Source organism: Variovorax sp. CF079 (assembly GCF_900101545.1).
Lineage (GTDB): Bacteria > Pseudomonadota > Gammaproteobacteria > Burkholderiales > Burkholderiaceae_C > Variovorax.
On the sequence record NZ_FMZU01000012.1, the window covers coordinates 58,121 to 84,742 of the forward strand.

The 26,622-nt window shown below is 67.6% G+C and carries 26 protein-coding genes; 8 read left to right on the forward strand and 18 right to left on the reverse strand.

The window, feature by feature from the left end:
* The first annotated feature begins 87 nt into the window (after window positions 1–87).
* Genes BLS74_RS17155 through BLS74_RS17165 form a run of 3 tightly spaced genes read left to right on the forward strand, consistent with a single transcriptional unit; the run spans window position 88 to window position 2,407 of the window.
* Window positions 88–1,191 (forward strand): aminotransferase-like domain-containing protein, encoded by a 1,104-nt coding sequence (locus tag BLS74_RS17155; RefSeq protein WP_170855627.1) that lies wholly within the window; start codon window positions 88–90, stop codon window positions 1,189–1,191.
* Window positions 1,192–1,249: 58 nt separating this feature from the next.
* Entirely contained in the window at window positions 1,250–1,711 is a 462-nt protein-coding gene (locus BLS74_RS17160) for an Lrp/AsnC family transcriptional regulator (protein WP_093108345.1), read from the forward strand.
* Window positions 1,712–1,726: 15 nt separating this feature from the next.
* Entirely contained in the window at window positions 1,727–2,407 is a 681-nt protein-coding gene (locus BLS74_RS17165; protein WP_093108346.1) for an aspartate/glutamate racemase family protein, read from the forward strand.
* A 53-nt stretch (window positions 2,408–2,460) separates the two neighbouring features.
* Here BLS74_RS17165 and BLS74_RS17170 read toward each other — a convergent pair whose 3' ends face one another.
* From BLS74_RS17170 to BLS74_RS17225, 12 genes are all read right to left on the reverse strand, one after another.
* A complete protein-coding gene (locus BLS74_RS17170) occupies window positions 2,461–2,745 on the reverse strand; it encodes a hypothetical protein (protein WP_093108347.1) in 285 nt (94 codons plus the stop codon).
* A gap of 110 nt (window positions 2,746–2,855) precedes the next feature.
* Window positions 2,856–3,764 carry a DMT family transporter gene (locus tag BLS74_RS17175; protein ID WP_244503905.1) on the reverse strand — a complete coding sequence of 303 codons (909 nt, stop codon included), beginning with the start codon at window positions 3,762–3,764 and terminating at the stop codon, window positions 2,856–2,858.
* Between the two features lie 40 nt (window positions 3,765–3,804).
* Window positions 3,805–4,272, reverse strand: a complete 468-nt coding sequence (locus tag BLS74_RS35095) for a helix-turn-helix transcriptional regulator (RefSeq protein WP_244503906.1) — start codon at window positions 4,270–4,272, stop codon at window positions 3,805–3,807.
* 358 nt (window positions 4,273–4,630) lie between these two features.
* On the reverse strand, window positions 4,631–5,104 hold the full coding sequence (locus tag BLS74_RS17185; RefSeq protein ID WP_093108349.1) for a ferritin-like domain-containing protein: 474 nt from the start codon (window positions 5,102–5,104) through the stop codon (window positions 4,631–4,633).
* A 133-nt stretch (window positions 5,105–5,237) separates the two neighbouring features.
* Window positions 5,238–6,575 carry a cytosine deaminase gene (locus BLS74_RS17190; RefSeq protein WP_093108350.1) on the reverse strand — a complete coding sequence of 446 codons (1,338 nt, stop codon included), beginning with the start codon at window positions 6,573–6,575 and terminating at the stop codon, window positions 5,238–5,240.
* A 112-nt stretch (window positions 6,576–6,687) separates the two neighbouring features.
* The gene (locus BLS74_RS17195; RefSeq protein ID WP_093108351.1) at window positions 6,688–7,935 is read right to left on the reverse strand and encodes a phenylacetate--CoA ligase family protein; all 1,248 of its coding nucleotides are present in this window, start codon (window positions 7,933–7,935) and stop codon (window positions 6,688–6,690) included.
* The gene (locus BLS74_RS17200) at window positions 7,932–8,744 is read right to left on the reverse strand and encodes an ABC transporter ATP-binding protein (protein ID WP_093108352.1); all 813 of its coding nucleotides are present in this window, start codon (window positions 8,742–8,744) and stop codon (window positions 7,932–7,934) included. Before BLS74_RS17200 ends, BLS74_RS17195 begins: the two co-directional genes overlap by 4 nt.
* Window positions 8,745–8,757: 13 nt before the next feature.
* Window positions 8,758–10,086 carry an ABC transporter substrate-binding protein gene (locus BLS74_RS17205; RefSeq protein WP_093108353.1) on the reverse strand — a complete coding sequence of 443 codons (1,329 nt, stop codon included), beginning with the start codon at window positions 10,084–10,086 and terminating at the stop codon, window positions 8,758–8,760.
* A gap of 67 nt (window positions 10,087–10,153) precedes the next feature.
* The gene (locus tag BLS74_RS17210) at window positions 10,154–11,230 is read right to left on the reverse strand and encodes a branched-chain amino acid ABC transporter permease (RefSeq protein WP_093108354.1); all 1,077 of its coding nucleotides are present in this window, start codon (window positions 11,228–11,230) and stop codon (window positions 10,154–10,156) included.
* Between the two features lie 16 nt (window positions 11,231–11,246).
* The gene (locus tag BLS74_RS17215) at window positions 11,247–12,176 is read right to left on the reverse strand and encodes a branched-chain amino acid ABC transporter permease (RefSeq protein ID WP_093108355.1); all 930 of its coding nucleotides are present in this window, start codon (window positions 12,174–12,176) and stop codon (window positions 11,247–11,249) included.
* A 1-nt stretch (window position 12,177) separates the two neighbouring features.
* Window positions 12,178–12,966 (reverse strand): ABC transporter ATP-binding protein, encoded by a 789-nt coding sequence (locus tag BLS74_RS17220; protein ID WP_093108356.1) that lies wholly within the window; start codon window positions 12,964–12,966, stop codon window positions 12,178–12,180.
* Window positions 12,963–14,915: an AMP-dependent synthetase/ligase gene (locus BLS74_RS17225; RefSeq protein WP_093108357.1), complete on the reverse strand. Its 1,953-nt coding sequence runs from the start codon at window positions 14,913–14,915 to the stop codon at window positions 12,963–12,965. The genes BLS74_RS17220 and BLS74_RS17225 overlap by 4 nt, the downstream gene beginning before the upstream one ends.
* 85 nt (window positions 14,916–15,000) lie before the next feature.
* On the opposite strand from BLS74_RS17225, the gene BLS74_RS17230 reads away from it, so the two are divergent.
* Window positions 15,001–15,741: a Crp/Fnr family transcriptional regulator gene (locus BLS74_RS17230; RefSeq protein WP_093108358.1), complete on the forward strand. Its 741-nt coding sequence runs from the start codon at window positions 15,001–15,003 to the stop codon at window positions 15,739–15,741.
* A 4-nt stretch (window positions 15,742–15,745) separates the two neighbouring features.
* Here BLS74_RS17230 and BLS74_RS17235 read toward each other — a convergent pair whose 3' ends face one another.
* Window positions 15,746–16,393 (reverse strand): SOS response-associated peptidase family protein, encoded by a 648-nt coding sequence (locus tag BLS74_RS17235; RefSeq protein WP_093108359.1) that lies wholly within the window; start codon window positions 16,391–16,393, stop codon window positions 15,746–15,748.
* Window positions 16,394–16,490: 97 nt separating this feature from the next.
* Between BLS74_RS17235 and BLS74_RS17240 the strand changes: the two genes are divergently transcribed.
* Window positions 16,491–17,255, forward strand: a complete 765-nt coding sequence (locus tag BLS74_RS17240) for an SDR family NAD(P)-dependent oxidoreductase (protein WP_093108360.1) — start codon at window positions 16,491–16,493, stop codon at window positions 17,253–17,255.
* Between the two features lie 5 nt (window positions 17,256–17,260).
* On the opposite strand, the gene BLS74_RS17245 is transcribed toward BLS74_RS17240, so the two are convergent.
* The 5 genes from BLS74_RS17245 to BLS74_RS17265 all read right to left on the reverse strand — a co-directional run bounded on the left by BLS74_RS17245 (window position 17,261) and on the right by BLS74_RS17265 (window position 22,243).
* Entirely contained in the window at window positions 17,261–17,983 is a 723-nt protein-coding gene (locus tag BLS74_RS17245) for a B3/B4 domain-containing protein (protein ID WP_093108361.1), read from the reverse strand.
* A gap of 64 nt (window positions 17,984–18,047) precedes the next feature.
* On the reverse strand, window positions 18,048–18,896 hold the full coding sequence (locus tag BLS74_RS17250; RefSeq protein ID WP_093108362.1) for an AraC family transcriptional regulator: 849 nt from the start codon (window positions 18,894–18,896) through the stop codon (window positions 18,048–18,050).
* 2 nt (window positions 18,897–18,898) lie between these two features.
* On the reverse strand, window positions 18,899–19,861 hold the full coding sequence (locus tag BLS74_RS17255) for a Bug family tripartite tricarboxylate transporter substrate binding protein (protein WP_093108363.1): 963 nt from the start codon (window positions 19,859–19,861) through the stop codon (window positions 18,899–18,901).
* Between the two features lie 156 nt (window positions 19,862–20,017).
* The gene (locus BLS74_RS17260) at window positions 20,018–20,230 is read right to left on the reverse strand and encodes a hypothetical protein (protein WP_093108364.1); all 213 of its coding nucleotides are present in this window, start codon (window positions 20,228–20,230) and stop codon (window positions 20,018–20,020) included.
* Between the two features lie 138 nt (window positions 20,231–20,368).
* Complete coding sequence (locus tag BLS74_RS17265; protein ID WP_093108365.1) at window positions 20,369–22,243, reverse strand: potassium transporter Kup; 1,875 nt, start codon at window positions 22,241–22,243, stop codon at window positions 20,369–20,371.
* Window positions 22,244–22,515: 272 nt separating this feature from the next.
* Between BLS74_RS17265 and kdpF the strand changes: the two genes are divergently transcribed.
* Genes kdpF through kdpB form a run of 3 tightly spaced genes read left to right on the forward strand, consistent with a single transcriptional unit; the run spans window position 22,516 to window position 26,613 of the window.
* The gene (kdpF, locus tag BLS74_RS17270) at window positions 22,516–22,614 is read left to right on the forward strand and encodes a K(+)-transporting ATPase subunit F (RefSeq protein WP_093108366.1); all 99 of its coding nucleotides are present in this window, start codon (window positions 22,516–22,518) and stop codon (window positions 22,612–22,614) included.
* Between the two features lies 1 nt (window position 22,615).
* Entirely contained in the window at window positions 22,616–24,418 is a 1,803-nt protein-coding gene (gene kdpA / locus BLS74_RS17275; RefSeq protein ID WP_093108367.1) for a potassium-transporting ATPase subunit KdpA, read from the forward strand.
* An 11-nt stretch (window positions 24,419–24,429) separates the two neighbouring features.
* Window positions 24,430–26,613, forward strand: coding sequence for a potassium-transporting ATPase subunit KdpB (kdpB, locus tag BLS74_RS17280; protein ID WP_093108368.1), 2,184 nt, complete (start codon window positions 24,430–24,432; stop codon window positions 26,611–26,613).
* The last annotated feature ends 9 nt before the right edge of the window (window positions 26,614–26,622 follow it).

Genomic DNA, 26,622 nt, shown 5'->3' on the forward strand with positions numbered 1-26,622 from the left:
ACCCACATCTCATTCGTCAATGATCGCTACGCCAATGCACCGGGGTCCCCCATACGCGAGTTGAAGCGCTTCACGGAACTGCCTGGGATGATCTCGCTGGCCGGCGGGTACCCAGCGCCCGAACTGATGGATTCCATTGGATTGCAGAAGATCTTCAGCAGCCTGAGCGGACCTGCATTCGCAAGCGCGCTCGAATACGGCGGCACCGAGGGCGCCATTGCCCTCCGCACGGAACTGGCGCGGCTGTCCAATTCGCGCGGTATCACCGTGGAACCCGGCGAAGTCCTGACCTTGAGCGGCTCGCAGCAAGGGATCGATTTGCTGGCGCGCACGCTCTTGTCCAAGGACGACACTGTCCTGGTCGAGGCGCCCACGTACCCGGCCGCGATCTCCGCCTTCCGCTTCGCAGGCGCAGCCATCCATCAGGTCGCCACCGATGACGAGGGACTCGTTCTCGAGGATCTGGAACGGGCGCTGATCCGGCTGAAGCCCAAGGCCCTCTACACCGTACCCACGTTCGGCAATCCGAGCGGCCGCACCCTCGGCGAAGGCCGACGGCGCGAGCTGCTGAAACTGGCGGTTCGGCATCGATGCCTCGTGATCGAGGACGACCCCTATGGCGACCTCTGGTTCGACCAGGCTCCTCCGCCCTCCCTCTATTCGATGCGGCATGCGGTCGATGGTGCCGAACGCGTAGTGACCTACCTGTCGAGCCTCTCGAAGACGCTTGCGCCGGGCCTGAGGCTCGGCTGGATGCTGGGGCCTGCAGAGCTGCGACGCGCGTGCGTGCTCGCCAAGCAGACCGACGACATGCACGCGTCGACGCTGACGCAGGCGGCCGCGGCTGCGTACCTGGCCCAGGGCCTCTTCGCCGAGAACCTGCCCCGGCTGCGCTCCATCTACGGCAAGCGCGCCAAGGCATTGGTGCGAGCTTTGAACCTGCAGTTGGGCGACCGCATCGAGTTCACCGCGCCGGGCGGCGGCATGTTCGTCTGGGGTCGTGCGCCGGGGGTCGATACGGCTGAATGGCTCAAGGCGGCCATCGAGCGCAGTGTGCTCTTTGTGCCGGGGGCTGCCTTCTATGCGCAAGAAGCGGACAACGCGACCTTTCGACTTTCGTTCGCCGGCCAAGACGAGGCGGGCATCGCGATCGGGGTGTCGCGCCTTGAAGAGGCGCTGCGCTTCCTGTAGACCCACGAGCACCTGCTCGGCCGCGCCACAATCGCTGATCTCCGCTGCAAGGCCGCCCATGGACCTACGACTCGATGACCTTGATCGCCACCTTCTGACCTTGCTGCAGGCCAATGCCCGCGAGCCAGCGGCCAACCTGGCGCGCAAGCTGAAGATAGCCAGGACCACGGTGGTCGCGCGAATCGCGCGACTGGAGCGGGAGGGCGTCGTCTCGGGCTATGGGGTTCGCCTCGGCCAGCGGCTCGAGCAAGCGGCGGTTCGAGCGTTCTGCGGGCTCAGCGTCAACGCCAAGGCTGCGCCCGCGGTCATCAAGGCGCTCGAGCGTCTGCCCGAGGTGGAGGAGGTCTGGGCGGTGAGCGGCCAGTTCGACTACATGGTCCTTCTCCGGTGCGAAACGCCTGAACAATTGGACAAGCTGCTCGATCAGCTGGGTCAGATCGACGGCATCAACCAGACACAAACCTCCATCGTGCTCAGTCGAAAGATCGATCGTCGCAGCACCGTCTCGAAAAGCGGATAGCCATCCCAGCCAGAAATGACCCCCAGCCCTGACAGATTCCTTGGTGTTCTGATGCTCGATACGCGGTTCCCGCGGCCGCCTGGCGACATCGGCAATCCGGAGACCTTCAGCCGCAACGGCATTCCGGTTCGTTTCCGGGTTGTCGAGGGCGCGTCACCCCGACGGATCGTGAAGGAGGCAGATCCCGCGTTGCTTCGACCATTCGTCGACGCCGCCTTGCAGCTGGTCGAGGAGGGTGCCGCGATGATCACGACCAGTTGCGGTTTCCTGGCCGCCTACCAGAACACGCTGGCCGAAGCAGTGCCCGTGCCGGTCTTCACCTCGAGCCTGTTGCATTGCCGGGAGTTCGCGCGTCCCGGTATCGTCACCTTCGACGCGGCTGCGTTGAACGCAAGCATTCTCAAGGCGGTCGGCGTTCCGGAGGCGACGCCTGTGCAGGGCGTGGAGCCAGGATGCGAGTTCCACCGGCGCATACTCAACAACGAAGATCGGCTCGATCTTATCGAAGCGCGCAGGAACGTGGTCGACGCCGCACGGCGCCTTGTGAATCTGTTTCCCTCGGTCGAAGACATCGTGCTCGAGTGCACCAACATGCCACCCTACCGCGAGGCTGTTGCGCGAGCGACGGGGCGCCACGTGCATGACATCGAAACCTTGGTGGTTGCCCGGTGGAGGATCTCCACCGCGTCGTCATAGCAGGTGGGCGAAAAGAGATGTCCTGGACGGGCGACGCACCCGCGCAAGCGCGCTCAGGCGTACCGGATGCGCCGGTTGGAGCGCTTCACCAGGAGTTCGTCGGCAACCTCGACGGCGCGGTGTCCCATGACCGCGACCGGATAGCTGCCGATCATGACGCTGTCGTAGGTGATGGTGGCGTAGCTGAATTCGGCGCCCAGCGCAGCCGCTGCGTCCTGCAGGCATTCGGCCACCGAGGGCAGGCCTTCGCGCTCGTAGCGCCGTGTGCCGTCGCCGATCCCGACATACGAGTTGAAGTCTCTTTCGCCGCGCTTGGTGATTTCAACGGCAGGTTGCATCGCTTTCTCCCAGAGTTCGCTGCGGCGATTGTGTTCAGGCCTGTCTGCTGTCGGTAGTGGCCATTGGTATTACCCGGCCGTCCGTCGTAATCAGCCGACGCGCATTCACGCTATTGACGCGGCACATCCCCCCGGCCGGGAATCCCGCGGCTGGCGAGCGCGACGCCCAGCACGGCGCTGGCCACCGCCAGGGCATCGACGGCAGTCAACCGGTCGCCGAGCCACCACCACCCGCCCAGCGCCGAGACCACGGGCGCCGGCGCGCCGAAGGCCGCCGCCCGCGCAGCGCCCAGCCGTGCGATGGTGGCCGCGAAAAACCACAGCCCCAGCAACCCGGCGAGCACGCCCTGCCACAGGGCCTGCCACAGCAGATCGCGAACCGGCGCATCGAAGAGGTGGATCTCGCTGCCGAGCCACCCGAGCCATGGCAACAGGAGCAGCGTCGACCAGGCGTTGACCAGCGCGGCGCCCTGCCATGCGCCGAGGCCGCTCTGCCGGAAAGAGAGCGTGAAGCCGGCCCACAACGCGGCGGCCAGCAGGAACATCAGATCGCCCCGCCATGCGCCGGCGTGCCCCGCCGTGCCGAACTTGCTGCCGAGCAGGGCCACGCCCAGGGCCATGCACGCGAGGCCGAGCGTGCGCCAGCGGTCGGGGCGTTCGCGCCAGAGAACCCACGCGAACACGGCGGCGAAGAGCGGCGAGGCGCCCGCCATCAGAACGCCCATGTGGGCAGTGGGCGCAAACATCGTTCTGGTCATCGCGATGAGCCCGAAGGGCAGCCCGGCGCCGATCACCATGCCGGCCAGCAACCGGCGCGGCATGCCGCGCGGCAGCAGGCCGGTGCGCAGCAGCAGCGCCAGCAACACCAGCGCGGCGATGCCGTAGCGCAGGATCGCCAGGTCGGGCGGAGCGATCGTGGTCGTCGTCGACTGGCGGGTCACGACCTGCCATGCGCCGCCGACCAGCGCGGCGGCGACGCCGGCCAGCATGCCGGTAGCGAGACGGGAAGGGTGCAACAAGGTCGGCTCCACAGGCAGCTGCGAAGCCGGCAGTGTCGGGTCAGCGAAGTGCGGGCGCTGCCAGATTCGTGCGCATTCGGCTCGGCGTGAGGCCGAAGCTGTGGCGGAACACGCCCGTGAAGTGGCTGTGGCTGGCATAGCCGAGTTCCGCGGCCAGTGCGCTCAGGTTGCGCTCGCCCTGCCGCAGCCGGTCGAGCGCCAGCGTCATCCGCAGCCGCGTGCGAAAGCCGTGCAGGCTCAGGCCGGTTTGCAGCCGGAAGCGCCGCGCCAGGTGGAATGCCGAACAGTTTGCCGCCCTGGCGATCTCCGTGAGCGTGTCGTCTCGCTGCGGCGCGGCGGCGATGTATTCGCGAGCCCGTTCGACGGCGCGGTGCGGACGCCGCATCGACGCCTCGCCGGTCGTGGGCACCAGCGCGCGCACGACGGCGGCCAGCCGTTCTTCGATATCCAGCCGCTCGAGCTGCTGCGCCGCCAGCGCCTGCGACCAGCCGGCCATCTGCAGATGCACCGCGAGCGGAAGCGGCGATCGGCCCGACGGGCCGAGGTCCTCGCCGACGATCAGCAGCGCGCTGCGCTGGTCCGCCCAGGGCCGGCAGAGGCGGTAGCGCTGCGACGGGGAGAGCCACAGAGCGGACGCCGGATCGCAAACGAATCCGTGGGCGCCGATACGGCACTCGAAGCAGGCTGATAGCGGCAGCAGCAGGCGCGGGCCGTCGACCCCGGTAGCTGTCGCTCCACGCAGGGTCGGGCGCGGCGAGCGTCAGCTGCTGCCAGCTCAGCAAGGCACTCTCGAAAACGATGCGGCGCGAATAGGCCATGGCGCCGACATTGTGGAGCGCCTTGGGCGCGCCGTGCAGCCCCGTCGGTCAGCGGCGCGCGCGCGCCTCGTCGCGCAGCAGCTTGATCTGGTCGTGGTTGCGCTGGGCGCCCTCGGCTTGGCGCTCGACCACCGCGCGCGCATCGGCCGGCAGGTTTTGCTTCAAGGCCTTGCGGTAGCGCGCCACGGCCGCGTCTTCGCCGCGTTCGCATTCCTCGAGCATCGAGAGTTCGCTGTTGGCGCCCACCAGGCCCTTAACATGCACCCAGCCGCGGTGCACCGCGCCGCTGGCGGTGCCGCCTTCGGCCGGCTTGCCGCCGTAGCCCAGGATCAACTGCGCCAGTTCGCTGGCCGCCTGGCCGCAGGATGCGGCGCGGTCGTTGAACAGCTGCTTCAGGCTGGCCGATTTCACTTCCTCGGCGCAGGTGCGAAAGCCGTATTCGCCGTCGCGCGCGTTCTCGACCAAGTCGTTCAGCACGTCGACCACATCGCCGGCGGCCAGAATGTCGGTGTCCATTGCCATGATGAAAATACTCCTTGGTTGCCTCCGCGAGGAGGGTTGCTGGAGCTTTCATGATTGCGCCGCACCGTGCCGGGAACGTCAGTGCCGCCTGACGGCGCGTGTAGGGTTTCGCCGCCGTGGGGCGGGCCGCTGTTCAGGCGCGCATGAGGTCGTCGAGCAGCCTGTAGTCCGGCAAGCGCGTGTCGATTGCACGTCCCGCACGCAGCACCGTGCGGTCGAACTGCGCGCGCGCGAGCATCTCGGAATAGCTGCGCGCCTTGAGGACCAGCAGGTCGGCCACAGCGCCGGCCTTCAGCACGCCGTGGGCGGTGCCCATGATCGCGGCCGGCGTCTCGGTGGCGGCGCGGATCCAGTCGGAAAGCGGATGGTCCAGGTGCAGGATCTTCACTGCCTGGGTGAAGGTGTCGAGCATGTCGTGGTCGCCGTAGGCATAGAAGGGATCGCGGCAGTTGTCGCCGGCCACCGCCACGCGCAGGCCGCGCGCCTTCATCTCGTGCAGCACCGTCACGCCGCGCCAGCGCGGCGTGCGCGCTTCCTGGCTGCGGTCCTGCAGGTACATGTTGACCGTGGGCAGGCTCACGATGTCGATGCCGGCGTCCTTGCAGGCCGCGATGGTCTCTTCGATGAACTCGTCGGTCTGCAATGCGAGTGCGGTGCAATGGCCGCACAGGATGCGGCCGGCGAAGTCCTGCGCCACCGCGGTGTGCGCGACGCGGATCAGCGCGCGCGAGCGCGGATCGGTGGATTCGTCGACGTGCAGGTCGAGGTCGAGCCCGCGCTCGGCGGCGAGCTCGAACACGCGCACGAGCGCCGCGTCCAGGTCCGGCGGCATCGGGTCGCCGGGGTAGGCGCCCGAACGCGTCACGCAACCCAGGCGGCCGCCGCTCTCGGCGACGATGTCGGCGAGCTGGCGGCCTTCTTCGGTCAGGAAGATGTCGAGCGGCGCGATCGACGACGCCTGCAGCTCGACGCGTCCGGCCCAGCGCTCGCGCAGCTCGCGGAACACGGGAAACGAGATCGCGGCCTGCGGCGCCAGCGAATCGAGGTGCGTGCGGATCGCGACCACGCCCTTGGCATAAGCGGTGGCGAGGCCGAACTCCATGCGCCGGCGCACGTCCTCGGCATGCCAGCGCGCGTTGCGGTCGCGCTGCGTGGCCATCGAGGCGCCAGCGCCATCGCCGGTGGGATTGGCCTGGCGCGGCCAGATGTGGCCCTTGTCCAGGTGCGTGTGGCAGTCGACCATGCCCGGCAGCAGCATCGATGCGTCGAGATCGGGGCCGAGTTCGGCCGGCAGCGTGCCGGCGGGCTCGATGGCGGCAATGCGGCCGTGGTCCACCAGCAGGTCGACGGGTGCGAGTTCATCGTCGGCCCCGGTCCTCGGCACATCGGCCTGGACGAGGCAGTGGGGCGCACGCAGATTGCGCAGCGCGAAGCGCGGGGTGGTGGGCGGATGAAAGAAGGCGTGGGTCATCGCAAGAATCGTAGCGAGCTCCCGGCGTTGCAAGGAGCATGCCGCGAGCCTCGCGCCGCCGCGCCTTCGTCGATGCCGGCAAGCCGATCGCAGCGTCGCCGGGCGTTCCGTATCAACGGTAGCTGCGCGCGTCCTCGATCACCTTGCCGTCGTTCGGCAGGCTGCCGAGCGCCACGAATTCGACCGTGCCGCGCAGCTTGGTGATATCGCGGATGGCCTCGGCCACGCGCTCTGCCAGGCCTTGCGCGGCCGCGGCGCATTCGAGCCTGAGCGTCATGCGGTCGTCGCCCATCTCGCCTTCGACCACGAGCCGTGCGCGCTGCACTTCCGGAAAGCGCCGTGCGATCTCCGCCACCTGGCCCGGATGCACGAACATGCCGCGCACCTTGGTGGTCTGGTCGGCGCGGCCGAGCCAGCCCTTGATGCGCGTGTTGGTGCGGCCCGTGGGGCAATGCCCCGGCAGCACGGCCGAGAGATCGCCGGTGCCGAAGCGGATCAGCGGGTAGTCGGGGTTCAGCGTGGTGACGACGATCTCGCCGACCTCGCCCTCGGGCACCGGGTCGCCGGTGCCCGGGCGCACGATCTCCAAGATCACGCCCTCGTCGAGCACCAGGCCTTCGCGCGCCGAGGTCTCGTAGGCCACCAGGCCCAGGTCGGCCGTCGCGTAGCACTGCGTGCCGGCCACGCCGCGCTCGGCGATCCAGTCGCGCAGGCTTGGCGGAAAGGCCTCGCCGGACACCAGCGCCTTGGTCATCGAGGGCAGCGCGACCTTCTTCTCGGCCGCCTTCTCGAGGATGATCTTCAGGAAGCTCGGCGTGCCCACATAGCCCGCGGGCTTGAGATCCGCGATCGCTTCCACCTGCTGCTCGGTCTGGCCGGTGCCGCCCGCGAACACGGTGCAGCCGAGCGCGTGTGCGCCGCTTTCCATGAGCGCGCCGGCCGGCGTCATGTGGTAGCTGAAGCAGTTGTGCACCAGCTCGCCGCCGCGAAAGCCCGCGGCGTGCAGCGCGCGTGCGGTGCGCCAGTAGTCGCGCGCCTCGCCTTCGGGTTCGTAGATGGTGCCGGGGCTGGCGAACACGCGCGTCATGCGCGGCCCGAAGTGGATCGCCGCGAAACCGCCGAAGGGATCGTTCGCGCGGTGCGCCTTCTGCAAGTCGAGCAGCTCGGACTTCCGCGTAACGGGCAGCTTCGCCAAGGCGTCGCGGCTCGTGATGTCGCGAGCCTTGATGCCGTCGAGGATCTTCGCGAAGGCCGGCGCCGCGGTCTGCGCCTGCGCAATCTGCTTGGGCAGCGCGGCCAGCAAGTCCTGCTCGCGTTCGGCTGGATCGCGCGCTTCCAGCTTGTCATAGAAATCGGTCATGCGAGCCACCTCTTGCGCCGCTTGTAACTCTTGACATCGCGGAAGCTCTTGCGGTCCGCGCCGCCGACGCCGAGATAGAACTCCTTGACGTCCTCGTTCTCGCGCAGGCTCTGCGCCTCGCCGTCCATCACGATGCGGCCGTTCTCGAGGATGTAGCCATAGTCGGCATAGCGCAGCGCCATGTTGGTGTTCTGCTCGGCCAGAAGAAAGGTCACGCGCTCCTTCTCGTTCAGGTCCTTCACGATGCCGAACACCTCCTCCACGATCTGCGGCGCCAGCCCCATGGAAGGCTCGTCGAGCAGCACCATGTTCGGGTTGGCCATCAGCGCGCGGCCGATGGCGCACATCTGCTGCTCGCCGCCCGAGGTGTAGGCGGCCTGCGAAGCGCGGCGCGTCTTCAGCCGTGGGAAGTAGGCGTAGACCTTCTCCAGCGTCTCGGCGACGGCGGCCTTGCCATCGGTGCGCGTGTAGGCGCCGGTCATCAGGTTGTCCTCGATCGTCAGGTGGGCGAAGCAGTGGCGCCCCTCCATCACCTGGATCAGTCCGCGCTTGACCAGCTCGGCCGGCGTGAGCGCCTCGATGCGCTCGCCGCGCAGCTCGATCGTTCCCTTGGTCACCGCGCCGCGCTCGCCGGCCAGCAGGTTCGACACCGCGCGCAGCGTGGTCGTCTTGCCCGCGCCGTTGCCGCCGAGCAGCGCCACGATGCCGCCCTCGGGCACCTGGAGCGAAACGCCCTTGAGCACCAGGATCACGTGGTTGTAGATGACCTCGATGCCGTTGACGTTGAGAACGATGTTCGCTGCGCTCATGAGCTGTGCTTCGTCAGGACTGGCATTCCGCGGGCGTGCGCGCCGTGAGCTTCTTGTCGGCGGCGTACTTGGCGGCCGTGCTCCTGACCAGCGGCTTGATCACCTGCTCGTCGGCCTGCAGCCAGTCGGAGGTGAACTTCCACTCCTTGCCGTCCCAGGTGTGGATGCGCGCCCACGATGCACCCATGTGGTCGACGCACGAGGTGCTGATCGGCCGCATCACGCCCGCGAAGCCCAGCGCGTCGAGCTTGGCCTGCGTCAGGTTCAGGTTCTCCAGGCCCCAGCGCACCTGTTCGCCCGTCATGATCTTGCCCTTGCCGAAGCGCTCCTGCGCCGAGCGGATGCCTTCCAGCGCGAGCATCGCGCTCATGGCGCCGCGCATGTAGAGCACCTGGCCAACATCGCCCTTCGGTCCCGTGCCCTGGCCCTTGTCGTGCACCAGCGCGAGGACGTCCTTGACGAACTTGGATTGCGGCTCCGCGCCATGCTGCAGCGCCACCGCGTTGTAGCCTTTGGCGCCGTCGGCCACGTCCTTCACGTCGGGCTCCGAGCCCGACCACCACACCCCATACATCTTCTCGCGCGGGTAGCCCGTGGCCTGCGCTTCCTTCAGTGCGGTGGAGTTCATCACACCCCAGCCCCACAGCAACACGTAGTCGGGCCGGTTCTGGCGCACTTGCAGCCAGGTCGCTTTCTGCTCCACGCCGGGCGCCGTCACCGGCAGCAGTTGCAGGTCGAAGCCGTGCATCTTCGCGCGCTCCTGCAGCAGGGGGATCGGCTCCTTGCCGTAGGGGCTGTCGTGGTAGAGCAGCGCGAACTTCTTGCCCTTGAGCTTGTCGAGCCCGCCTTCCTTCTTGGCGATGGCCTGGAGGATGGCATCGGCCGCCACCCAGTAGGTGCCGCCGATCGGGAAGTTCCACTTGAACACCGTGCCGTCGGCGCTCTCGCTGCGGCCGTAGCCCACGGTCACCACCGGAATCTTGTCGACCGGCGCCTTCTCGGTGATGGCGAATGTCGCGCCGGTGGACAGCGGTTGCACGAAGGAGGCGCCGCCGCCCTTGCCCTTCAGGCGCTCGTAGCACTCGACGCTGCGGGCGGTGTCGTAGCCGGTTTCACATTCCTCGAAAGTGAGCTTCACGCCGTTGAGGCCGCCGCGCGCGTTGACCAGCTTGATGTAGTCGACGAAGCCGTTGGCCCATGGCGCACCGTTGGGGGCGTAGGCGCCGGTCCGGTAGGACAGCACGGGAATGAACTGCTCCTTGTCCTGGGCCAAGGCGCCCGTCGTCGTCAGGCAGGCAGCGCCGGCAGCCAGGGCGATCATCAGTTTGCGAAGTTTTTTCATGTGTGTCTCCTAGTCGAATGAATGAACGAAGCACTACCCGGTCAACAGAAAAACATGCGCGGCGGCGTCAATGGGGGAACGGCCATAGCTGCAGCTTCTGCTTGGCGGTCGACCAGAGCTTGGCCAAGCCATGCGGCTCCACGATCAGGAACCAAACGATGAGCCCGCCGAAGATCATCAGCTCGGCGTGCGCAATGCCGGCGGTGGAAATCTCGATCCCGAACACGCCGGCCAGCATCGGCAGCAGCTGGTTGAGCGCGATCGGCAGCACGACGATGAAGGCGGCGCCGAAGAAGCTGCCCATGATCGATCCCAGCCCGCCGATGATCACCATGAACAGCAGGCGGAACGAGTAGTCCACCGAGAAGGCCGAGGGTTCCCAGGCGCCGAGGTACACGAAGGCCCACAGCGCGCCGGCCACGCCGATGATGAAGGAGCTGACCGCGAAGGCGCTGAGCTTGGCGTACATCGGCCGGATGCCGATCACCGCGGCGGCCACGTCCATGTCGCGGATCGCCATCCATTCGCGGCCAATCGCGCCGCGCACCAGGTTCTTGGCCAGGATCGCGATGATCACCAGCGCCACCAGGCAGAACAGGTACTTGCTCAGCGCGCTCTCCAGCGGCAGGCCGAACACCTGCAGGTTCGACACCGCGACCGAGCCCGAAGGCGTGTCGAGCGTGAACCACTTGATGCGCAGGAACATCCAGTCGGCGAAGAACTGCGCCGCCAGCGTCGCCACCGCCAGGTACAGCCCGCGCACCCGCAGGCTGGGCAGCCCGAACAGGATGCCGAAGGCGGTGGCACACAGCCCGCCCAGGATCAATGCGGGGATCAGCGGCATGCCCGGCACGCGGACGAAGAAGTTGTAGGCGCCGTAGGCACCCACGGCCATGAAGGCGCCCGAGCCGAGCGAGATCTGGCCGCAGTAGCCGACCAGGATGTTCACGCCGACGGCCGCCAGCGAGAAGATCAGGAAGGGAATCAGGATGGCGCGGAACAGGTAGTCGCTTGCCATGAGCGGCACGCCGACGAAGGCGAAAGCCAGCACCAGGGCGATGAAGACGCGGTCCTGCAGGATCGGGAAGACCTGCTGGTCGGCGCGGTAGGTGGTCTTGAACTGGCCGTTTTCGCGGTAGAGCATGTGTGGGTTCCTTCGCTCAAACGCGATCGATGATCTTCTCGCCGAACAAACCCTGCGGCCGGAACAGCAGGAACACCAGCGCCAGCACGTAGGCGAACCAGATCTCGATGCCGCCGCCCACGTAAGGGCCGAGGTAGACCTCGGACAGTTTTTCGCCCACGCCGATGATCAGCCCGCCGAGGATGGCGCCGGGCACAGAAGTCAGCCCGCCGAGGATGACCACCGGCAGCGCGCGCAGCGCCACCGTCGCCAGCGAGAACTGCACGCCCAGCTTGCTGCCCCAGATCATTCCGGCCACCAGTGCCACCATGCCCGCCACGCACCACACGGTGACCCAGATGCGCGCGAGCGGAATGCCAACGGATTGCGCCGCCTGGTGGTCGTCGGCCACGGCGCGCAGCGCGCGGCCGGTGCCGGTCTTCTGGAAGAAGAGCGACAGCAGCGCCACCAGCGCGGCTGCGATGGCGGCGGCGATCAGGTCTTCCTTGCTCAGCAGGATGCCGCCCTGGAACACCGAATCGAAGGCGAAGATCGGATCCTTGGGCATGCCGATGTCGATCTTGTAGATGTTGCTGCCGAAGATCGTCTGGCCAAGCCCGTCGATGAAATAGGCGATGCCCAGCGTGGCCATCAGCAGGGTGGCGCCGTCCTGGTTGACCAGGTGGCGCAGCACCAGCCGCTCGATTGCCCAGGCGAGCGCGAACATCAGCGCGCCCGCGAGCACGAAGGCCGCGATGTTGGCGAACCAGGGGTTGGCGATGCCGCTCCAGACCGGTACCCATTCGGCGAAGCGCGCCATCGCCAGCGCGGCGAACAGCACCATCGCGCCCTGCGCGAAGTTGAACACGCCGGAAGCTTTGAAGATCAGCACGAAGCCCAGCGCGATCAGCGCATAGAGCATGCCGACCATCAGGCCGCCGAACAATGTCTCGAGGAAGAAGGCCATGCTAGTGCTCCGTCCCGAGATACGCCCGGATCACGTCTTCGTTGTTGCGCACCTCGTGCGGCGTGCCGTCGCCGATCTTCTTGCCGTAGTCGAGCACCACCACACGGTCGGAGATGTCCATCACCACGCCCATGTCGTGCTCGATCAGCACGATGGTGGTGCCGAACTCGTCGTTCACGTCGAGGATGAAGCGGCTCATGTCCTGCTTCTCTTCCACGTTCATGCCGGCCATCGGCTCGTCGAGCAGCAGCACCTGCGGCTCCATCGCGAGCGCGCGGCCGAGGTCCACGCGCTTCTGCAGGCCGTAGGGCAGGCGGCCCACCGGCGTCTTGCGGTGCAGCTGGATCTCGAGGAAGTCGATGATGCGCTCGACGAACTCGCGCTGCGCGATCTCCTCGCGCTCGGCCGGGCCCCAGCGCAGCGCCTGGGCGAGCAGGCCGCTCTTCATCTTGAGGTTGCGCCCGGTCATGATGTTGTCGAGCACGCTCATGCCCTTGAACAGCGCCAGGTTCTGGAAGGTGCGCGCCACGCCCATCTCGGCCACCTGGCGCGAGTTCATGTGATGGAAGGTCTGGCCGCGGAAGGTGATGGAGCCCTGCTGCGGCTGGTAGACGCCGTTGATGCAGTTGAGCATCGAGCTCTTGCCTGCGCCGTTGGGGCCGATGATCGCGCGCACCTCGTGCTCGCGCACGTCGAAGCTGATGTCGGCCAGCGCCTTGACGCCGCCGAAGCTCAAGCTGATGTTCTGCACGTCGAGGATGACCTCGCCGATCTTGCGATGACTGCTCATGCCGCCGCCTTCAGGACCGGAAAGGTCTTCGCTTCCACGATCTTCAGCGTGGCATTCACCACGCCCGTGCGCCCGTCCTCGAACTTGACCTGCGTCTCGATGTACTGCTCGGTCTTGCCGCCGTAGAGCGCATCGACCAGCACGCGGTACTTGTCCGCGATGAAGCCGCGCCGCACCTTGCGCGTGCGCGTGAGCTCGTCGTCGTCGGGGTCGAGCTCCTTGTGCAGCACCAGGAAGCGCGCGATCTGCGTCTCGCCCATGCCGTCCTCGCTCGCGAGATCGGCATTGACCTTGGCGATGCATTCGCCGATGAGCGCCAGCGCCTCGGGCTTTCCCGCGAGGTCGACGTAGCCGCCATAGGCCAGGCCGTGCCGCTCGGCCCAGTTGCCCACCGCCTCGAAGTCGATGTTGATCGCGGCGCAGACCTCGTCGCGTGCGTTGCCGAAGCACACGGCTTCCTTGATCTGCGGAAAAAACTTGAGCTTGTTCTCGATGTAGTTGGGCGCGAAGATCGCGCCGCCGGCGAGCCGGCCGACGTCCTTGGCGCGGTCGATGATGCGCAGGTGGCCTTCGGCATCGATCACGCCGGCGTCGCCGGTGTGGAAGTAGCCGTCGGCATCGAGCACTTCGGCCGTCGCGTCGGGCCGCTTGTAGTATTCCTTGAGCACCGACACGCCGCGCACCAGCACCTCGCCGTCGTCGGCGATGCGCAACTCGATGCCCGGCGCCGCGCTGCCCACGGTCTGCAGCTTGACCTTGCCGTCCTGCTGCAGGCACACGTAGGCGCAGGTCTCGGTCTGCCCGTAGAGCTGCTTGAGGTTGACGCCGATCGAGCGGTAGAAGCGGAACAGGTCGGGCCCGATCGCCGCGCCGGCGGTGTAGGCCACGCGGATGCGGCTCATGCCCAGCACGTTGCGCAGCGGCCCGTAGACCAGCAGATTGCCGAGCGCATACATCGCCCGGTCGCCCAGGCCGACCGGCGCACCGGTGAGGATGTCGGAGCCCACGCGCCGCGCCAGCGCCATGAACTTCGCATAGAGCCAGCGCTTGGGCGCGGCCGCGTCTTCCATGCGGATCGACACCGCGGTCAGCAGGCCTTCGAAGGTGCGCGGCGGGCCGAAGTAGTAGCTCGGCCCGATCTCGCGCATGTCGTTCATCACCGTCTCGCTCGATTCGGGGCAGTTGAGCGTGAAGCCGCCGACCAGCCATTGCGCCACCGAGAACAGGTGGTCGCCGACCCAGGCCATCGGCAGGTAGCTCATGACGTTGTCGCCGGGGCCGAGCCGATCGGTTTCGACGCCGCCGCGGCCCGCCGCGATGAAGCTTGCATGCGTCTGGCACACGCCCTTGGGCCGGCCGGTGGTGCCCGAGGTGTAGAGGATCACGGCGACATCGCCGGGCTCCACGCTCGCCACGCTCTCGTCGAAGAAGCCCGGATGCGCGGCATCGAAGGCGCGGCCCAGTTCGCGCAGCTTGTCGTAGCCCAGCAGGCCGGGCTGGTCGTAGTGGCGCAACCCGCGCGGGTCGTCGTAGACGATGTGGCCGATGCCGGCACCCTGCTTCTTCAGCTCGCGGCATTCCAGCAGCTTGTCGACCTGCTCCTGGTCCTCGGCGATCACGAACTCGATCGATGCGTCTTCCAGCATGAAGACCATCTCGCCGGCCACCGCATCCTGGTAGAGCGGCACCGGCACGCCGCGCAGGCTCTGCGCCGCCAGCACCGCCATATAGAGATGCGGGCGATTGGCGCCCACGATCGCGAGGTTGTCGCCGGCCTTGAAGCCCAGGCTGGCGAGCCCGCAGGCGATCTCGCGCACCTCGCGGGCCACCATCGCCCAGCTCCAGGTTTGCCAGATGCCGAGGTCCTTCTCGCGCACGGCCGGCGCGTCGGGCTGCTGTTGGGCATGGGCCAGCAGCAGGCGGGGAAAAGTGGTGGCTTTGGTCTGCACGATGGGCCGGACTGTAGAACCAAGCTTGTCGTCATCTTGTCGTTTCAACGACAATCCTAGGGACACCCCTCCCCGGAGTTTCCCGATGACCCCCGGCAGTTCCAGCGGCACTTCGTCGATACGCGATCGCGTGCGGCCGGCCACGCTCGAAGAGCTGGCCAACATCCCCTGGCTGCGCACGCTCACGCCCCCCGAGCGGCGCCGCGCAGAGGCGGCCGTGGTGGTCGGCGAGGCCGAGCCGGGCGACCTGGTGTGCTGCATCGGCCGCGCGCCGACCTACTGGTTCGGCGTGGTCGAAGGGCTGCTCAAGATGAGCAACGACAACGCCGACGGCACCTCGATGACCTACAGCGGCCTGCCGCCGGGCGGCTGGTTCGGCGAAGGCACGGCGCTCAAGCGCGAGCCCTACCGCTACAACATCCAGGCGCTGCGCCGCAGCGTGGTGGCGGGCCTGCCGATCGACGACTTCCACTGGCTGCTCGACCACTCGATCGGCTTCAACCGCTTCGTGATGAACCAGCTCAACGAAAGGCTCGGCCAGTTCATCGCCGCGCGCGAGGCCGACCGGCTCAACAACCCCGATGCGCGGGTGGCGCGCAACCTCGCTGCGCTGTTCAACCCGGTGCTGTTCCCCGGCGTGGGCGAGCTGCTGCGCATCACGCAGCAGGAGCTGGCCTACCTCATCGGCCTCTCGCGCCAGCGCGTCAACGAGGCCTTGCGCACGCTGCAGGCGCAGGGCGCGATCCGTGTCGAATACGGCGGGCTTCGGGTGCTCGACCTCGCGGCCCTGCGCGAGGGTGCGGTGGGAGGCAAGGACGCCGCCTGAGGCCTCAGGCGGCGGGCGCCCGCTCCGGCAGGGGAATGCTCGGGTCGTGCACGATGGTCCGGCGCACCAGCTTGTCGAGGGCGTAGGGCCGCAGATAGGCGGCCGTTTCCTCCACCGGGCAGTGCAGCCAGTCGTCGATCCACGCCTCGCGAAGAAAGACCACCCAGCGGAGCTCGCGCTGATCCAGGGCAGGCAGCGTCAGCAAGGCGAAGCTCTCCACGCACTCGCCCTCGGGCGAACGCCACCCGTTCCACAACCCTGCCATCGCCAGCGGCTGGCCGTCGGCACGCGAGACGCGCACCACCGAGTCTTCGCTGTCGCCGCGGCGGAACAGCGCATCGGCCAGGATCACGCAGCGATGCCCGCGCTTCCAGGGCTGGTAGAAGTTGCGCTCGCTCGCGGCGGTCTCGCCGCGCGCTTCGAAGGTGAAAGGGTATTCGCGCTCCTTGGCGAAGAGGGGAATCAGGCCCCAGCGACCCGGCGCGATCTCGAATCGCGCCGCCGCGGCGCTGCCCTCGCGGTCGGCGCGCGGCCGGCGGATGAAGAGCCCTTGCCCGCCGGGCCGGACCAGCGGCGCCTGCGCGGGACACGCGAGACCGAAGTGCGCAGCGTAGTGGCGCTGATCGCGGGCGGGCTCGTATTGGATCGGCATGGGTGACTTTAGAAAGCCGACTCGCGTTTAGTCAACTCGCCTTTAGCATCAATGCCGCACGGCGCTTCGCCGTCAATGAACCATTTCACGAGATCGCATGAATTCATCCCAGCTCACCGTCATCACCGGTGCTTCCCGCGGCCTTGGCCGCGCCATGGCCGAACAATTGCTGCAGCCCGGGCAGCGCCTGTTGTGCATTTCGCGCCAGGCCGACGAGCAGCTCGCCGCGCGCGCCCGCGAGGCCGGCGCCGAGCTCGAACAGTGGCAGCAGGACCTGACCGACCCGGTCGCGGCCGCGGCGCGGCTCACCGCCTGGCTGCAAAACCTGGATGCGAAGGCTTTCACCAGCGCCACCCTGATCAACAACGCCGGCACCATCGGCCGCCCGCGCCCCTTGTCGCAAGCGATCGCAGCGGAGTTGGCGCACGCATTGCGCGTGGGGCTGGAGGCGCCGATGCTGCTGACTTCCGCCTTCCTCGCCGCCACCCAGGGCTGGCACGCCGAGCGCCGTGTGCTCAACATCTCCTCGGGCCTCGGCCGCAACGCGATGGCCAGCCAGGCGCCTTACTGCGCGGCCAAGGCCGGCATGGACCATTTCTCGCGCGCGGTGGCGCTGGAGGAGGCGGCGCTGGGCGGCGGCGCGAAGATCGTCTCGCTCGCGCCCGGCGTCATCGACACCGACATGCAGGTGCAGCTGCGCGGGGCGGAGGCCGAGATGTTCCCCGAGCGCGCGCGCTTCGAGCGGCTGAAGGCCGAGGGCCAGCTCGACACGCCGGCCACCGCGGCGGCGAAGGTGCTCAAGTACCTGGCGCGTGCGGACTTCGGCACCCAGCCGGTGGCCGACGTCCGGGACGCGGGCTGACGCTGTCAGTCCGGCATTGCCGACGGTTCCGGCAGCGCGATGCGCGGTGCGGCGCGGCTCAGCAGGCTGCACGCCTCGACCGCGCAGCCTGCATCGCCGAGCGCGCGCGAGAGCACGTCCTTGAGGCGCGCGATGTCCGCGCCGGCCGACGCGTGGATGGCTTCCGCCACGATCAATACCTGCCGCGTCTCGCCGCGCACGGCCGAGCGCGCGCTCTGGCGGTGGCACCAGCGCCGCGCGTGCGCATGCGAATGCGCGTCCGCAAAGATGATCTCGCCGGCGCCGGGCGCCTCGTGCACGCCCGCAAAATCCTCGTGGCTTTCGCTGCCGCTTGCGAAGCGCACCTCCAGCGAGCCGGCGATGTGCGCGAGGTCGAAGACCGCGATCGGCGTGGCGAAGGCCATCGAGACGGCATTGCACAAATCCACCAGCGGATGCAGCGGCGGCAAGGCGTCCTCCTTGCGAAAGCGGCGCAGCAGCGATTCCGCCGCGCAGCGCACCTGGGTGGGCTTGAGGCCCATGGACGAGAACACGCGTCGCCAGGCCTGGATCTCCGGGAACTCGCCTTCCGGGCCGGCGGCCAGGCGCGCACGCGCGATCGCCTGCTGCGCCTCGACCTGCGCGGCCACGGCCAGCCGGGGCGTCACGCCATCGACCACCCATGCGCAAGGCACCAGCGCGGGATGTGCGGACCAGATCTCGTCACGATGAAAGAATGCATTCGGCACGGCGCTTGTCCTGAGTTGATCAGCCGCCGAGTCTCGAGCCGCGCGCCCGCTCGCGTCTTGAACGTTATTGCAGCCGGCCCGCGGTGGCGGCGCGCTGCCAGGCGCCCGGCGTGAAGCCGAAGTGCCGCGCGAAGACGCGCGTCATGTGGCTCTGGTCGGCGAACCCGCTGGCCAGCGCGGCCGCGGCCAGCGTGTCGCCCGCGCGGATGCGGCACCGCGCACGCTCCGCGCGCTGCTGCAGCAGCCACGCGTGCGGCGGCATGCCGTAGGCGGCGGCGAAGCGGCGCAGCAGCTGGTACTTGCCGAGCCCGGCCATGGCCGCGAGTTCGGCGAGCGAGGGCGGCGCGAGCAGGTCGTCGGCGATGCGCTCGCGCACCTGCGCGAGCCCGCGATCCACATCCGCCGGGGGCGCGACGTTGGCGTGGTGCGCGAGCATCAGGCCGCAGGCCTGCACCAGCGATTCCTCGCACGCCAGCGCATCCGCATCCGTGCGCCGGCCCGCGTCCCAGCTGTCCAGCCGCTGCAGCAGGCGGACCAGCACCGCGCGCAGCCGCGCATCGCGGATCACGGGGCGTGTCCATTCCACGTCGCCGGCCGGCCGCTCCGGCCCGCCCATCGAGGCCAGGACCTCGGGCTCCAGGTGGACCATGTGCCAGCGCCGGGCTGTCTCGCCCCGCGCGGGCCGCCCGTCATGCACTTCGCCGGGATTGCTCGCGAGCAGGTCGCCCGTGCAGGCCTCCACCTGCCCGCGTCCGCTGGCGGACTTGTGCGCCCCCTGCGCCAGCACGCCGATGCCGAAGCTCGCATGCGAATGCCTGGCGAAGCTGCGCGCGCTGTCGGTGTGGACGCTGTGGACGCCCGGCCAGGGCGAGGCGATCACGCGGCACAGATGGTGGGGCGCGGAGGAGGACATCACTACTCGATCGTCGCGCCCGAAGCCTTCACGATGTCGCGCCACTTCAGGTAGTCGTTCTTCAGCAGCGTGCCGAACTGCTCGGGCGTCATGCTTTGCGGCTCCGCGCCCTGGGCGATGATCGCGGCCTTCATTTCCGGCGTGGCCAGCAGCTTGTTCACCTCGGCATTCACCGTGACGATGATCTCCTTCGGCGTGCCCGCCGGCATGAAGATGCCGTACCAGGTGCTGACGTCGAAGTCCTTGTAGCCCAGCTCGGCCACGGTCGGCACCTCGGGCAGCGAGCTGCTGCGGCGCGCCGAGGTCACCGCCAGCGGGCGCAGCTTGCCGGACTTGATCTGCCCCATGGCCGAGGGCAGCGAGGACACCATGAGGTCGACGTTGCCGGCCAGCACGTCCATCATCGCGGGGTTGGAGCCCTTGTAGGGCACGTGCCGCATCTTGATGTTGGCTGCGGTCTTGAAGATCTCGCCGGCCAGGTGGATGGTGGTGCCGTTGCCGGGCGAGCCGTAGGTGATGCTGTCCGGCGCGGCGCGCGCGGCGCTCACCACATCGGCCAGCGTCTTGAACTTCGACTCGGCGCGGGTCACGATCACGACCGGCGTGTAGGCCACGTGGGCCACCGCCGTCAGGTCCTTGGTCGGGTCGTAGCTGAGGTTCTTGTAGAGCCAGGGCGCGACGACCATGTTGTCCTTCTGGCCCATCACCATCTCGTAGCCGGTGGGCGCGGCGCGCACCGCTTCGGCGATGCCGATGGTGCCGCCGGCGCCCGCGCGGTTGTCGGGCACCACCGTCCACTTGCTGACTTCGGTGAGCTTGGTCGCCACCAGCCGCGACAGGATGTCGGTGCCGCCGCCGGGCGGGAAGGGCACGATCAGGCGCACCGGCTTGGCGGGATAGGGCTGGGCCTGCACGGCGGCGAACGCCAGTGCCAGGACCGTGGAAGTCAGCAGCTTTCGGATCATGGGGTTGTCTCTTCGTTTCAGGCGCAGCCTGAATGCTGCGCGATGGGCCGGCGAGTGTGCCGGATCGGGGGCAACGAAGAGTACGCGATTCGAGATGGCTGCCTTCTCGAATCGAGAATTCCCGCGCGCGGGGCGCGGGGCGCGGGAAGCCGGGGCTCAGTGCAGGGTCTGCGCGCCGGGTTTGGTGCGCGCATCGCTGCGGCGCTGCAGCGCCGCGATGCCGGCCATCATCGCCGCGCCGTAGGTCGGCATCGGCCCTTCGGCGGCATCGACGGGGCGGCAGTCCGAGCCGTCCTGCTTCTGCAGCACCCAGTAGAAATGACCGGCGATCGGCTCGTCGACGATCAGTGCAATGGCTTCGGTGTCCATGGTGTCCTCATCTTTCAATCCATGCGTCGGGTTGTACGCAGGCAGAGGACGAATCGATAGCAACGAATTCACAGGAAGACACCCGAGGTCGCAAAAAGCCCGCGCATGTGTGCAATACGCACGGGGCAGTGCCTTCATTCATATTTGCACTCGCGTCCCAAGTTCGACCACAGCGTTGTGGGGGAGTCGAAAGAAATCCCCCACGCTGCCGGCATTGCGCGACATCGTGGCAAACAGGGCTTCGCGCCAATGGGCCATTCCGGGTCCGCGCGTCGGAATCACGATCTCACGACTGAGAAAGTATGAAATCGCGGCCTCGTCGACCTTGAGCCCCTCGCGCATGCACAGGCGCAATGCGCGCGGCACGTCGGGCTCGTCCTTGAAGCCGTAGTTCACCCGCACTCTCCAGAATCCATCGACCAGGGGCTCCACTTGCAAGCGTTCTTCCTCTGGCACCCACGGCACCTCCTGAAAGCGCACGGTGAGGATCACGTTCTGCTCGTGCAGCACCTGGTAGTGCTTGATGTTGTGCAGAAGGGCCTGTGGCACCGTGTCCGGATTGGCCACGGCATAGACCGCAGTTCTGGGAGTGCGGCGCACATGTTCGTCGGCTGCCAGCTCCGTGATGAAGGGCAACAGGTCCGGGTCGTCTTTTTGAATGTGCTCGATCAGGAGTTCGCGGCCACGCCGCCAGGTCGCCATGATCGCGAATATGACGCTGCCGAGGACGATCGGAAACCAACCGCCCTGCCAGAACTTGAGAGCACACGAAACCACGAGCACAGCATCGACCAACAGAAATGCGCCGGTCGCTGCCCAAGCAAGCGGCAGGGGATACCCCCACGCATGCCGAACAACAAAGAAGGTGAGCAAGGTCGTGATGAACATCGTTACCGTGACCGCAATTCCATATGCGGACGCGAGCGCAGAAGAACTTCCGAAGCCCACCATCGCGAGCAGTACCGCAACCATCACGACCCAGTTGACGAAAGGCACGTAGATCTGCCCGAATTCCTTCTCTGAGGTGTGCAGCACCTGCATTCGTGGAAGCAGGCCCAACTGGACGGCCTGCTTGGTCAGCGAATAGGCTCCGGAGATCGTGGCTTGCGATGCGATCACCGAGGCCATCGTCGCGAGCACGACGGCGGGAATCAGCAAGAACGTTGGAAAGAGCCGAAAGAATGGGTTCTCGAGCGCGCTGGCATCGCTGAGGAGCAGGGCTCCTTGTCCCATGTAGTTGAGCGCCAGGGCCGGAAGTACGAAGGTGTTCCAGGCCAAGCGAATCGGCTTCTTGCCGAAGTGGCCCATATCCGCGTAAAGGGCCTCGGCACCCGTCAGCGCCAGGACGATTGCACCCATGACGACGAACAGGTGCCACCCGCGCGCCTGCATGAATTCAATGGCCCGCAACGGATTGAGGGCCGCCAGGATGGCCGGATGCTCGACGATTTGCGCCACACCGGTGATAGCGAGGACAGCGAACCACACGACGACGATGGGGCCGAACAGCTTGCCTACCGCCGCGGTGCCAAAGCGCTGCCCAAGAAACAATCCGATGATCACGGCCGTCGAGATGGGCAGCACATACGGTTTGAGCGCAGGCGTGATGGTTTCCAAGCCTTCCATGGCACCCAGGACGGATATTGCCGGCGTGATGACGGCGTCGCCGTAGAAGAGTGCTGCGCCGAGCACGCCAATCAGGAGGAGAAGCGTGTGACGCTTGGGCGTGCTCCCCGCCGCTTTGGCTGCGAGAGCGGTCAGCGCCATGATCCCTCCTTCGCCCCGGTTGTGCGCACGCAAGATCAGCACCACGTACTTCAGCGTGACAACGACCATCAGCGCCCACAAGATCGTCGAAACAGCGCCGATGACGTTCGCAGCATTTAGGGCGAGCGAATGGGCCGGGTTGAAGACCTCCTTCATGGTGTACAGCGGGCTCGTACCGATGTCGCCATAGACGACCCCCAGCGCGCTCAGCGTGAGAATTCCAAGACCTTGCCGAGGTGGATGCATACGCAGATACCGTTTGTTGTCGAGACTGCGGTTATAGGCGAGCGCTCGGCATGCGCTGGCGGGGGCTTGCGATTTTTATACTTTCTTTACGCCTCTCAGCGCACTCTGTTTCCCGCTTTTATGCAACCGTGCGGACACTGACTGCATTGTTTCTCGATGCAGGAGTGGTGAATGGACTTCATATGGATTGCCGCCATTGCGGGGCTTTGGGTCGTGATGGCCGAGGCCGTGGTCGGGCTGTGCAAGCTTGACGCGCCCAAGGGAGAGCGCACGTGATCGGCCCCGATGCTCTCTATGGATTCGCGGGCCTCATCGCCGTGATCCTGTTCGCCTACCTGGTGTTCGCGCTGATCTGCGCCGAGGAGTTCTGAGATGGACGCCTCCGCCTGGACCTTGCTGGCCCTCTACCTCATCGTGCTGGGCCTGCTCGCCTGGCCGCTCGGCCGGTACCTGGCGGCGCTGTGCGAAGGCCGCCTGCCGCGCTGGATGCAGCGTGCCGAAGCGCCGCTCTATAAGCTCGCCGGCGTTTCACCCGAGCAGTCGATGCACTGGCGCAGCTATGCGCTGGGCCTGCTGGCCTTCAATGCCGTCGGTGCGCTCGCCGTCTACGGCCTGCAGCGGCTGCAGGCCGTGTTGCCGCTCAACCCCGCGGGCATGGCGGCCGTGTCCCCCGATTCGGCCTTCAACACCGCGGTGAGCTTCGCGACCAACACCAACTGGCAGGGCTATGCCGGCGAATCGACCATGAGCTATCTCACGCAGATGCTGGGGCTCACGGTGCAGAACTTCCTCTCGGCCGCCACCGGCATTGCGGTGGCCTACGCACTGGCGCGCGGCTTCGCCGCCCGGAGCACCGATGGCAAGGGCCTGGTCGGCAACTTCTGGGTCGACATGACGCGTATCACCGTCTGGCTGTTGCTGCCGATCTCCTTCGTGCTCGCGATCTTCTTCGCCGGCCAGGGCGTGATCCAGAACTTCGACGCCTACAAGACCGTCACCACCATCGAAGCCACGGCCTACCAGAACCCCAAGCTCGACGCCGCCGGCCAGCCGCTGAAGGATGCGGCCGGCAACCCGGTGACGGAAGACGCGAGCACCACCACCCAGACCCTGGCCATGGGCCCGGTCGCCTCGCAGGAGGCGATCAAGATGCTCGGCACCAACGGCGGCGGCTTCTTCAACGCCAACTCGGCCCATCCGTTCGAGAACCCGACCGCGCTCGCGAACTTCGTGCAGATGATCGCGATCTTCCTGATTCCGGCCGCGCTGTGCTTCGCCTTCGGCCGGGTGGTCGGCGACCAGCGCCAGGGCTGGGCCATCCTCGCGGCGATGACCGTGATGTTCGTGCTCGCGGTGGTCGCGGTCATTCCGGCCGAGCAGGCCGGCAATCCGCTCTTGCCGCCGCTCGGCGTCGACCAGGCCGCGAGCGCGCTGCAGGCCGGCGGCAACATGGAAGGCAAGGAAGTGCGCTTCGGCATCGGCGCCTCGGCGCTGTTCGCGGCCATCACCACCGCGGCTTCGTGCGGCGCGGTGATCTCGATGCACGACTCCTTCACGCCGCTGGGCGGCATGGTGCCGCTGGTGCTGATGCAGCTCGGCGAAGTGGTGTTCGGCGGCGTCGGCACCGGCCTCTACGGCATGCTGATCTTCGCGGTCCTGGCGGTCTTCATCGCCGGCCTGATGATCGGCCGCACGCCCGAATACCTGGGCAAGAAGATCGAGGTGCACGAGATGAAGCTGACCTCGATCGCGATCCTGGTCACGCCGATCCTGGTGCTGGCCGGCACCGCGCTCGCAGTCGGCATGGGGGCGGGCCGCGCGGGCATCGCCAACCCGGGCGCCCACGGCTTCTCCGAAATCCTCTACGCGCTGACCTCGGCCGGCAACAACAACGGCAGCGCCTTTGCCGGCCTGTCGGCCAACACGCCTTTCTACAACGCGCTGCTCGCGATCGCGATGTGGTTCGGCCGCTTCGGCGTGATCGTGCCGGTGCTCGCGATCGCGGGTTCGCTGGCCGCCAAGAAGCGCCTGCCGGTCACGGCCGGCACCATGCCCACGCACGGCCCGCTGTTCGTGACGCTCCTGATCGGCACGGTGCTGCTGGTGGGCTTGCTCAACTATGTGCCGGCACTCGCCCTCGGGCCGGTCGTCGAACACCTGATGCTGTGGAAATGAGACCGCAGACCATGAAAAAGAACCCTTCTCCTATTGCCCTGGGCGAGCCCGCCCAGGCGGCCGTGGCTGAAGCCACCGCCGCGGCCGAAGCCAAGGCCTTTGCCCGGCAGAAAAAGCACCTCTCGCTCTTCGACGCCGCGCTGGTCAAGCCCGCGCTGTGGGGCGCCTTCGCCAAGCTGAGCCCGCGGGTGCAGTGGCGCAACCCGGTGATGTTCATCGTCTACATCGGCAGCATCCTCACGACGCTGTTGTGGGTGCATGCGCTGAGCTTCCCGGGCGATACCGGGATGTCGCCGGCCTTCGTGCTCGCGGTCTCGATCTGGCTGTGGTTCACGGTGCTCTTCGCCAACTTCGCGGAAGCGCTGGCCGAGGGCCGCAGCAAGGCGCAGGCGGCGTCGCTGCGCGGCCTGCGCAAGGACACCTGGGCCAAGAAGATGGTCGAGCCCTTCCACGGCGGCAAGTGGCTGCCTTTGCAGGCGCCCGAGCTGCGCCGCGGCGATGTGGTGTTCGTCGAGGCCCATGACGTGATCCCGCTCGACGGCGAGGTGATCGAAGGCGTGGCCTCGGTCGACGAGAGCGCCATCACCGGCGAATCGGCGCCCGTGGTGCGCGAGTCGGGCGGCGACTTCTCGGCAGTCACCGGCGGCACGCGCGTCCTGTCGGACTGGCTGGTGGTGCGCATCACGGTCAACCCGGGCGAATCCTTCCTCGACCGCATGATCGGCATGGTCGAAGCCGCCAAGCGCCAGAAGACGCCGAACGAGATCGCGCTGACCATCCTGCTGGTGGCGCTGACGCTGGTGTTCCTGATGGTCACCGTCACGCTGCTGCCGTACTCGATCTTCAGCGTCGGTGCGATGGGCGCGGGCACCGTGGTGTCGCTCACTGCGCTGGTCGCGCTGCTGGTGTGCCTGATCCCGACCACCATCGGCGGCCTGCTGTCGGCCGTCGGCGTGGCCGGCATGAGCCGCATGATGCAGGCCAACGTGATCGCCACCTCCGGCCGCGCGGTGGAAGCCGCAGGCGACGTCGACGTGCTGCTGCTCGACAAGACCGGCACCATCACGCACGGCAACCGCCAGGCCAGCGCTTTCCTGACTTCGCCCGGCGTCCCGCAGGACAAGCTGGCGCGCATCGCTCTGCTCGCTTCACTGCCCGACGAAACGCCCGAGGGCCGCAGCATCGTCGAGCTGGCCCGCCGCGGCGGCACCGACGACAGGGGCGTGGAAGGCGCGCACTTCGTGCCCTTCACGGCCCAGACCCGCATGAGCGGCGTCAACCTGCCGGCGGCGCCGAACAGCCTGGACACCGATGCGATCCCGCTGCGCAAGGGCGCGGTCGACGCGGTGCGCCGGCATGTGGAAGCGCTCGGCGGCTCGATGGCGCCCGAAGTGCTGCGCGCCGCCGACGAGGTCGCGCGCCGCGGCAGCACGCCGCTGGCCGTGGCCGAGGGTTCGCGCGTGCTCGGGATCGTCGAGCTCAAGGACATCGTCAAGACCGGCATCCGCGAGCGCTTCGCCGAACTGCGCCGCATGGGCATCAAGACCGTGATGATCACCGGCGACAACAAGCTCACGGCCGCCGCGATCGCGGCCGAAGCCGGCGTCGACGACTTCCTGGCCGAGGCCACGCCCGAGGACAAGCTGGCGCTGATCCGCCGCTACCAGGCCGAAGGCCGCCTGGTGGCGATGACCGGCGACGGCACCAACGACGCCCCCGCGCTCGCGCAGGCCGACGTGGCCGTGGCCATGGGCACCGGCACCCAGGCTGCCAAGGAGGCCGGCAACATGGTCGACCTCGACTCGAACCCGACCAAGCTGCTCGAAGTGGTCGAGACCGGCAAGGCGCTCTTGATGACGCGCGGCTCGCTCACCACCTTCTCGATCGCCAACGACGTGGCGAAGTACTTCGCCATCATTCCGGCGATTTTCGTCTCGACCTATCCGCAGCTCGGTGCGCTCAACGTGATGCGGCTCGCGAGCCCCTCGTCGGCCATCCTGTCGGCGGTGATCTTCAATGCGCTCGTCATCGTGTTCCTGATCCCGCTCGCGCTGAAGGGCGTGCGCTACCGGCCGGTGGGGGCCGCGGCGCTCCTGCGCCGCAACCTCGCGATCTACGGCCTGGGCGGGCTCATCGTGCCCTTCATCGGCATCAAGCTCATCGACTGGCTGCTGGTCGCGGTCGGTCTGGTCTGAGGACATCAT

What these genes read in the sequence shown, in the direction of transcription:
- BLS74_RS17155 (WP_170855627.1), top strand. Translation starts at nt 88, where the DNA reads ATGATCTCGCTGGCCGGCGGGTACCCAGCGCCCGAACTGATGGATTCC.
- BLS74_RS17160 (WP_093108345.1), top strand. Translation starts at nt 1,250, where the DNA reads ATGGACCTACGACTCGATGACCTTGATCGCCACCTTCTGACCTTGCTG.
- BLS74_RS17165 (WP_093108346.1), top strand. Translation starts at nt 1,727, where the DNA reads ATGACCCCCAGCCCTGACAGATTCCTTGGTGTTCTGATGCTCGATACG.
- BLS74_RS17170 (WP_093108347.1), bottom strand. Translation starts at nt 2,745, where the DNA reads ATGCAACCTGCCGTTGAAATCACCAAGCGCGGCGAAAGAGACTTCAAC.
- BLS74_RS17185 (WP_093108349.1), bottom strand. Translation starts at nt 5,104, where the DNA reads ATGGCAATGGACACCGACATTCTGGCCGCCGGCGATGTGGTCGACGTG.
- BLS74_RS17190 (WP_093108350.1), bottom strand. Translation starts at nt 6,575, where the DNA reads ATGACCCACGCCTTCTTTCATCCGCCCACCACCCCGCGCTTCGCGCTG.
- BLS74_RS17195 (WP_093108351.1), bottom strand. Translation starts at nt 7,935, where the DNA reads ATGACCGATTTCTATGACAAGCTGGAAGCGCGCGATCCAGCCGAACGC.
- BLS74_RS17200 (WP_093108352.1), bottom strand. Translation starts at nt 8,744, where the DNA reads ATGAGCGCAGCGAACATCGTTCTCAACGTCAACGGCATCGAGGTCATC.
- BLS74_RS17205 (WP_093108353.1), bottom strand. Translation starts at nt 10,086, where the DNA reads ATGAAAAAACTTCGCAAACTGATGATCGCCCTGGCTGCCGGCGCTGCC.
- BLS74_RS17210 (WP_093108354.1), bottom strand. Translation starts at nt 11,230, where the DNA reads ATGCTCTACCGCGAAAACGGCCAGTTCAAGACCACCTACCGCGCCGAC.
- BLS74_RS17215 (WP_093108355.1), bottom strand. Translation starts at nt 12,176, where the DNA reads ATGGCCTTCTTCCTCGAGACATTGTTCGGCGGCCTGATGGTCGGCATG.
- BLS74_RS17220 (WP_093108356.1), bottom strand. Translation starts at nt 12,966, where the DNA reads ATGAGCAGTCATCGCAAGATCGGCGAGGTCATCCTCGACGTGCAGAAC.
- BLS74_RS17230 (WP_093108358.1), top strand. Translation starts at nt 15,001, where the DNA reads ATGACCCCCGGCAGTTCCAGCGGCACTTCGTCGATACGCGATCGCGTG.
- BLS74_RS17235 (WP_093108359.1), bottom strand. Translation starts at nt 16,393, where the DNA reads ATGCCGATCCAATACGAGCCCGCCCGCGATCAGCGCCACTACGCTGCG.
- BLS74_RS17240 (WP_093108360.1), top strand. Translation starts at nt 16,491, where the DNA reads ATGAATTCATCCCAGCTCACCGTCATCACCGGTGCTTCCCGCGGCCTT.
- BLS74_RS17250 (WP_093108362.1), bottom strand. Translation starts at nt 18,896, where the DNA reads ATGTCCTCCTCCGCGCCCCACCATCTGTGCCGCGTGATCGCCTCGCCC.
- BLS74_RS17255 (WP_093108363.1), bottom strand. Translation starts at nt 19,861, where the DNA reads ATGATCCGAAAGCTGCTGACTTCCACGGTCCTGGCACTGGCGTTCGCC.
- BLS74_RS17260 (WP_093108364.1), bottom strand. Translation starts at nt 20,230, where the DNA reads ATGGACACCGAAGCCATTGCACTGATCGTCGACGAGCCGATCGCCGGT.
- BLS74_RS17265 (WP_093108365.1), bottom strand. Translation starts at nt 22,243, where the DNA reads ATGCATCCACCTCGGCAAGGTCTTGGAATTCTCACGCTGAGCGCGCTG.
- kdpA (WP_093108367.1), top strand. Translation starts at nt 22,616, where the DNA reads ATGGACGCCTCCGCCTGGACCTTGCTGGCCCTCTACCTCATCGTGCTG.
- kdpB (WP_093108368.1), top strand. Translation starts at nt 24,430, where the DNA reads ATGAAAAAGAACCCTTCTCCTATTGCCCTGGGCGAGCCCGCCCAGGCG.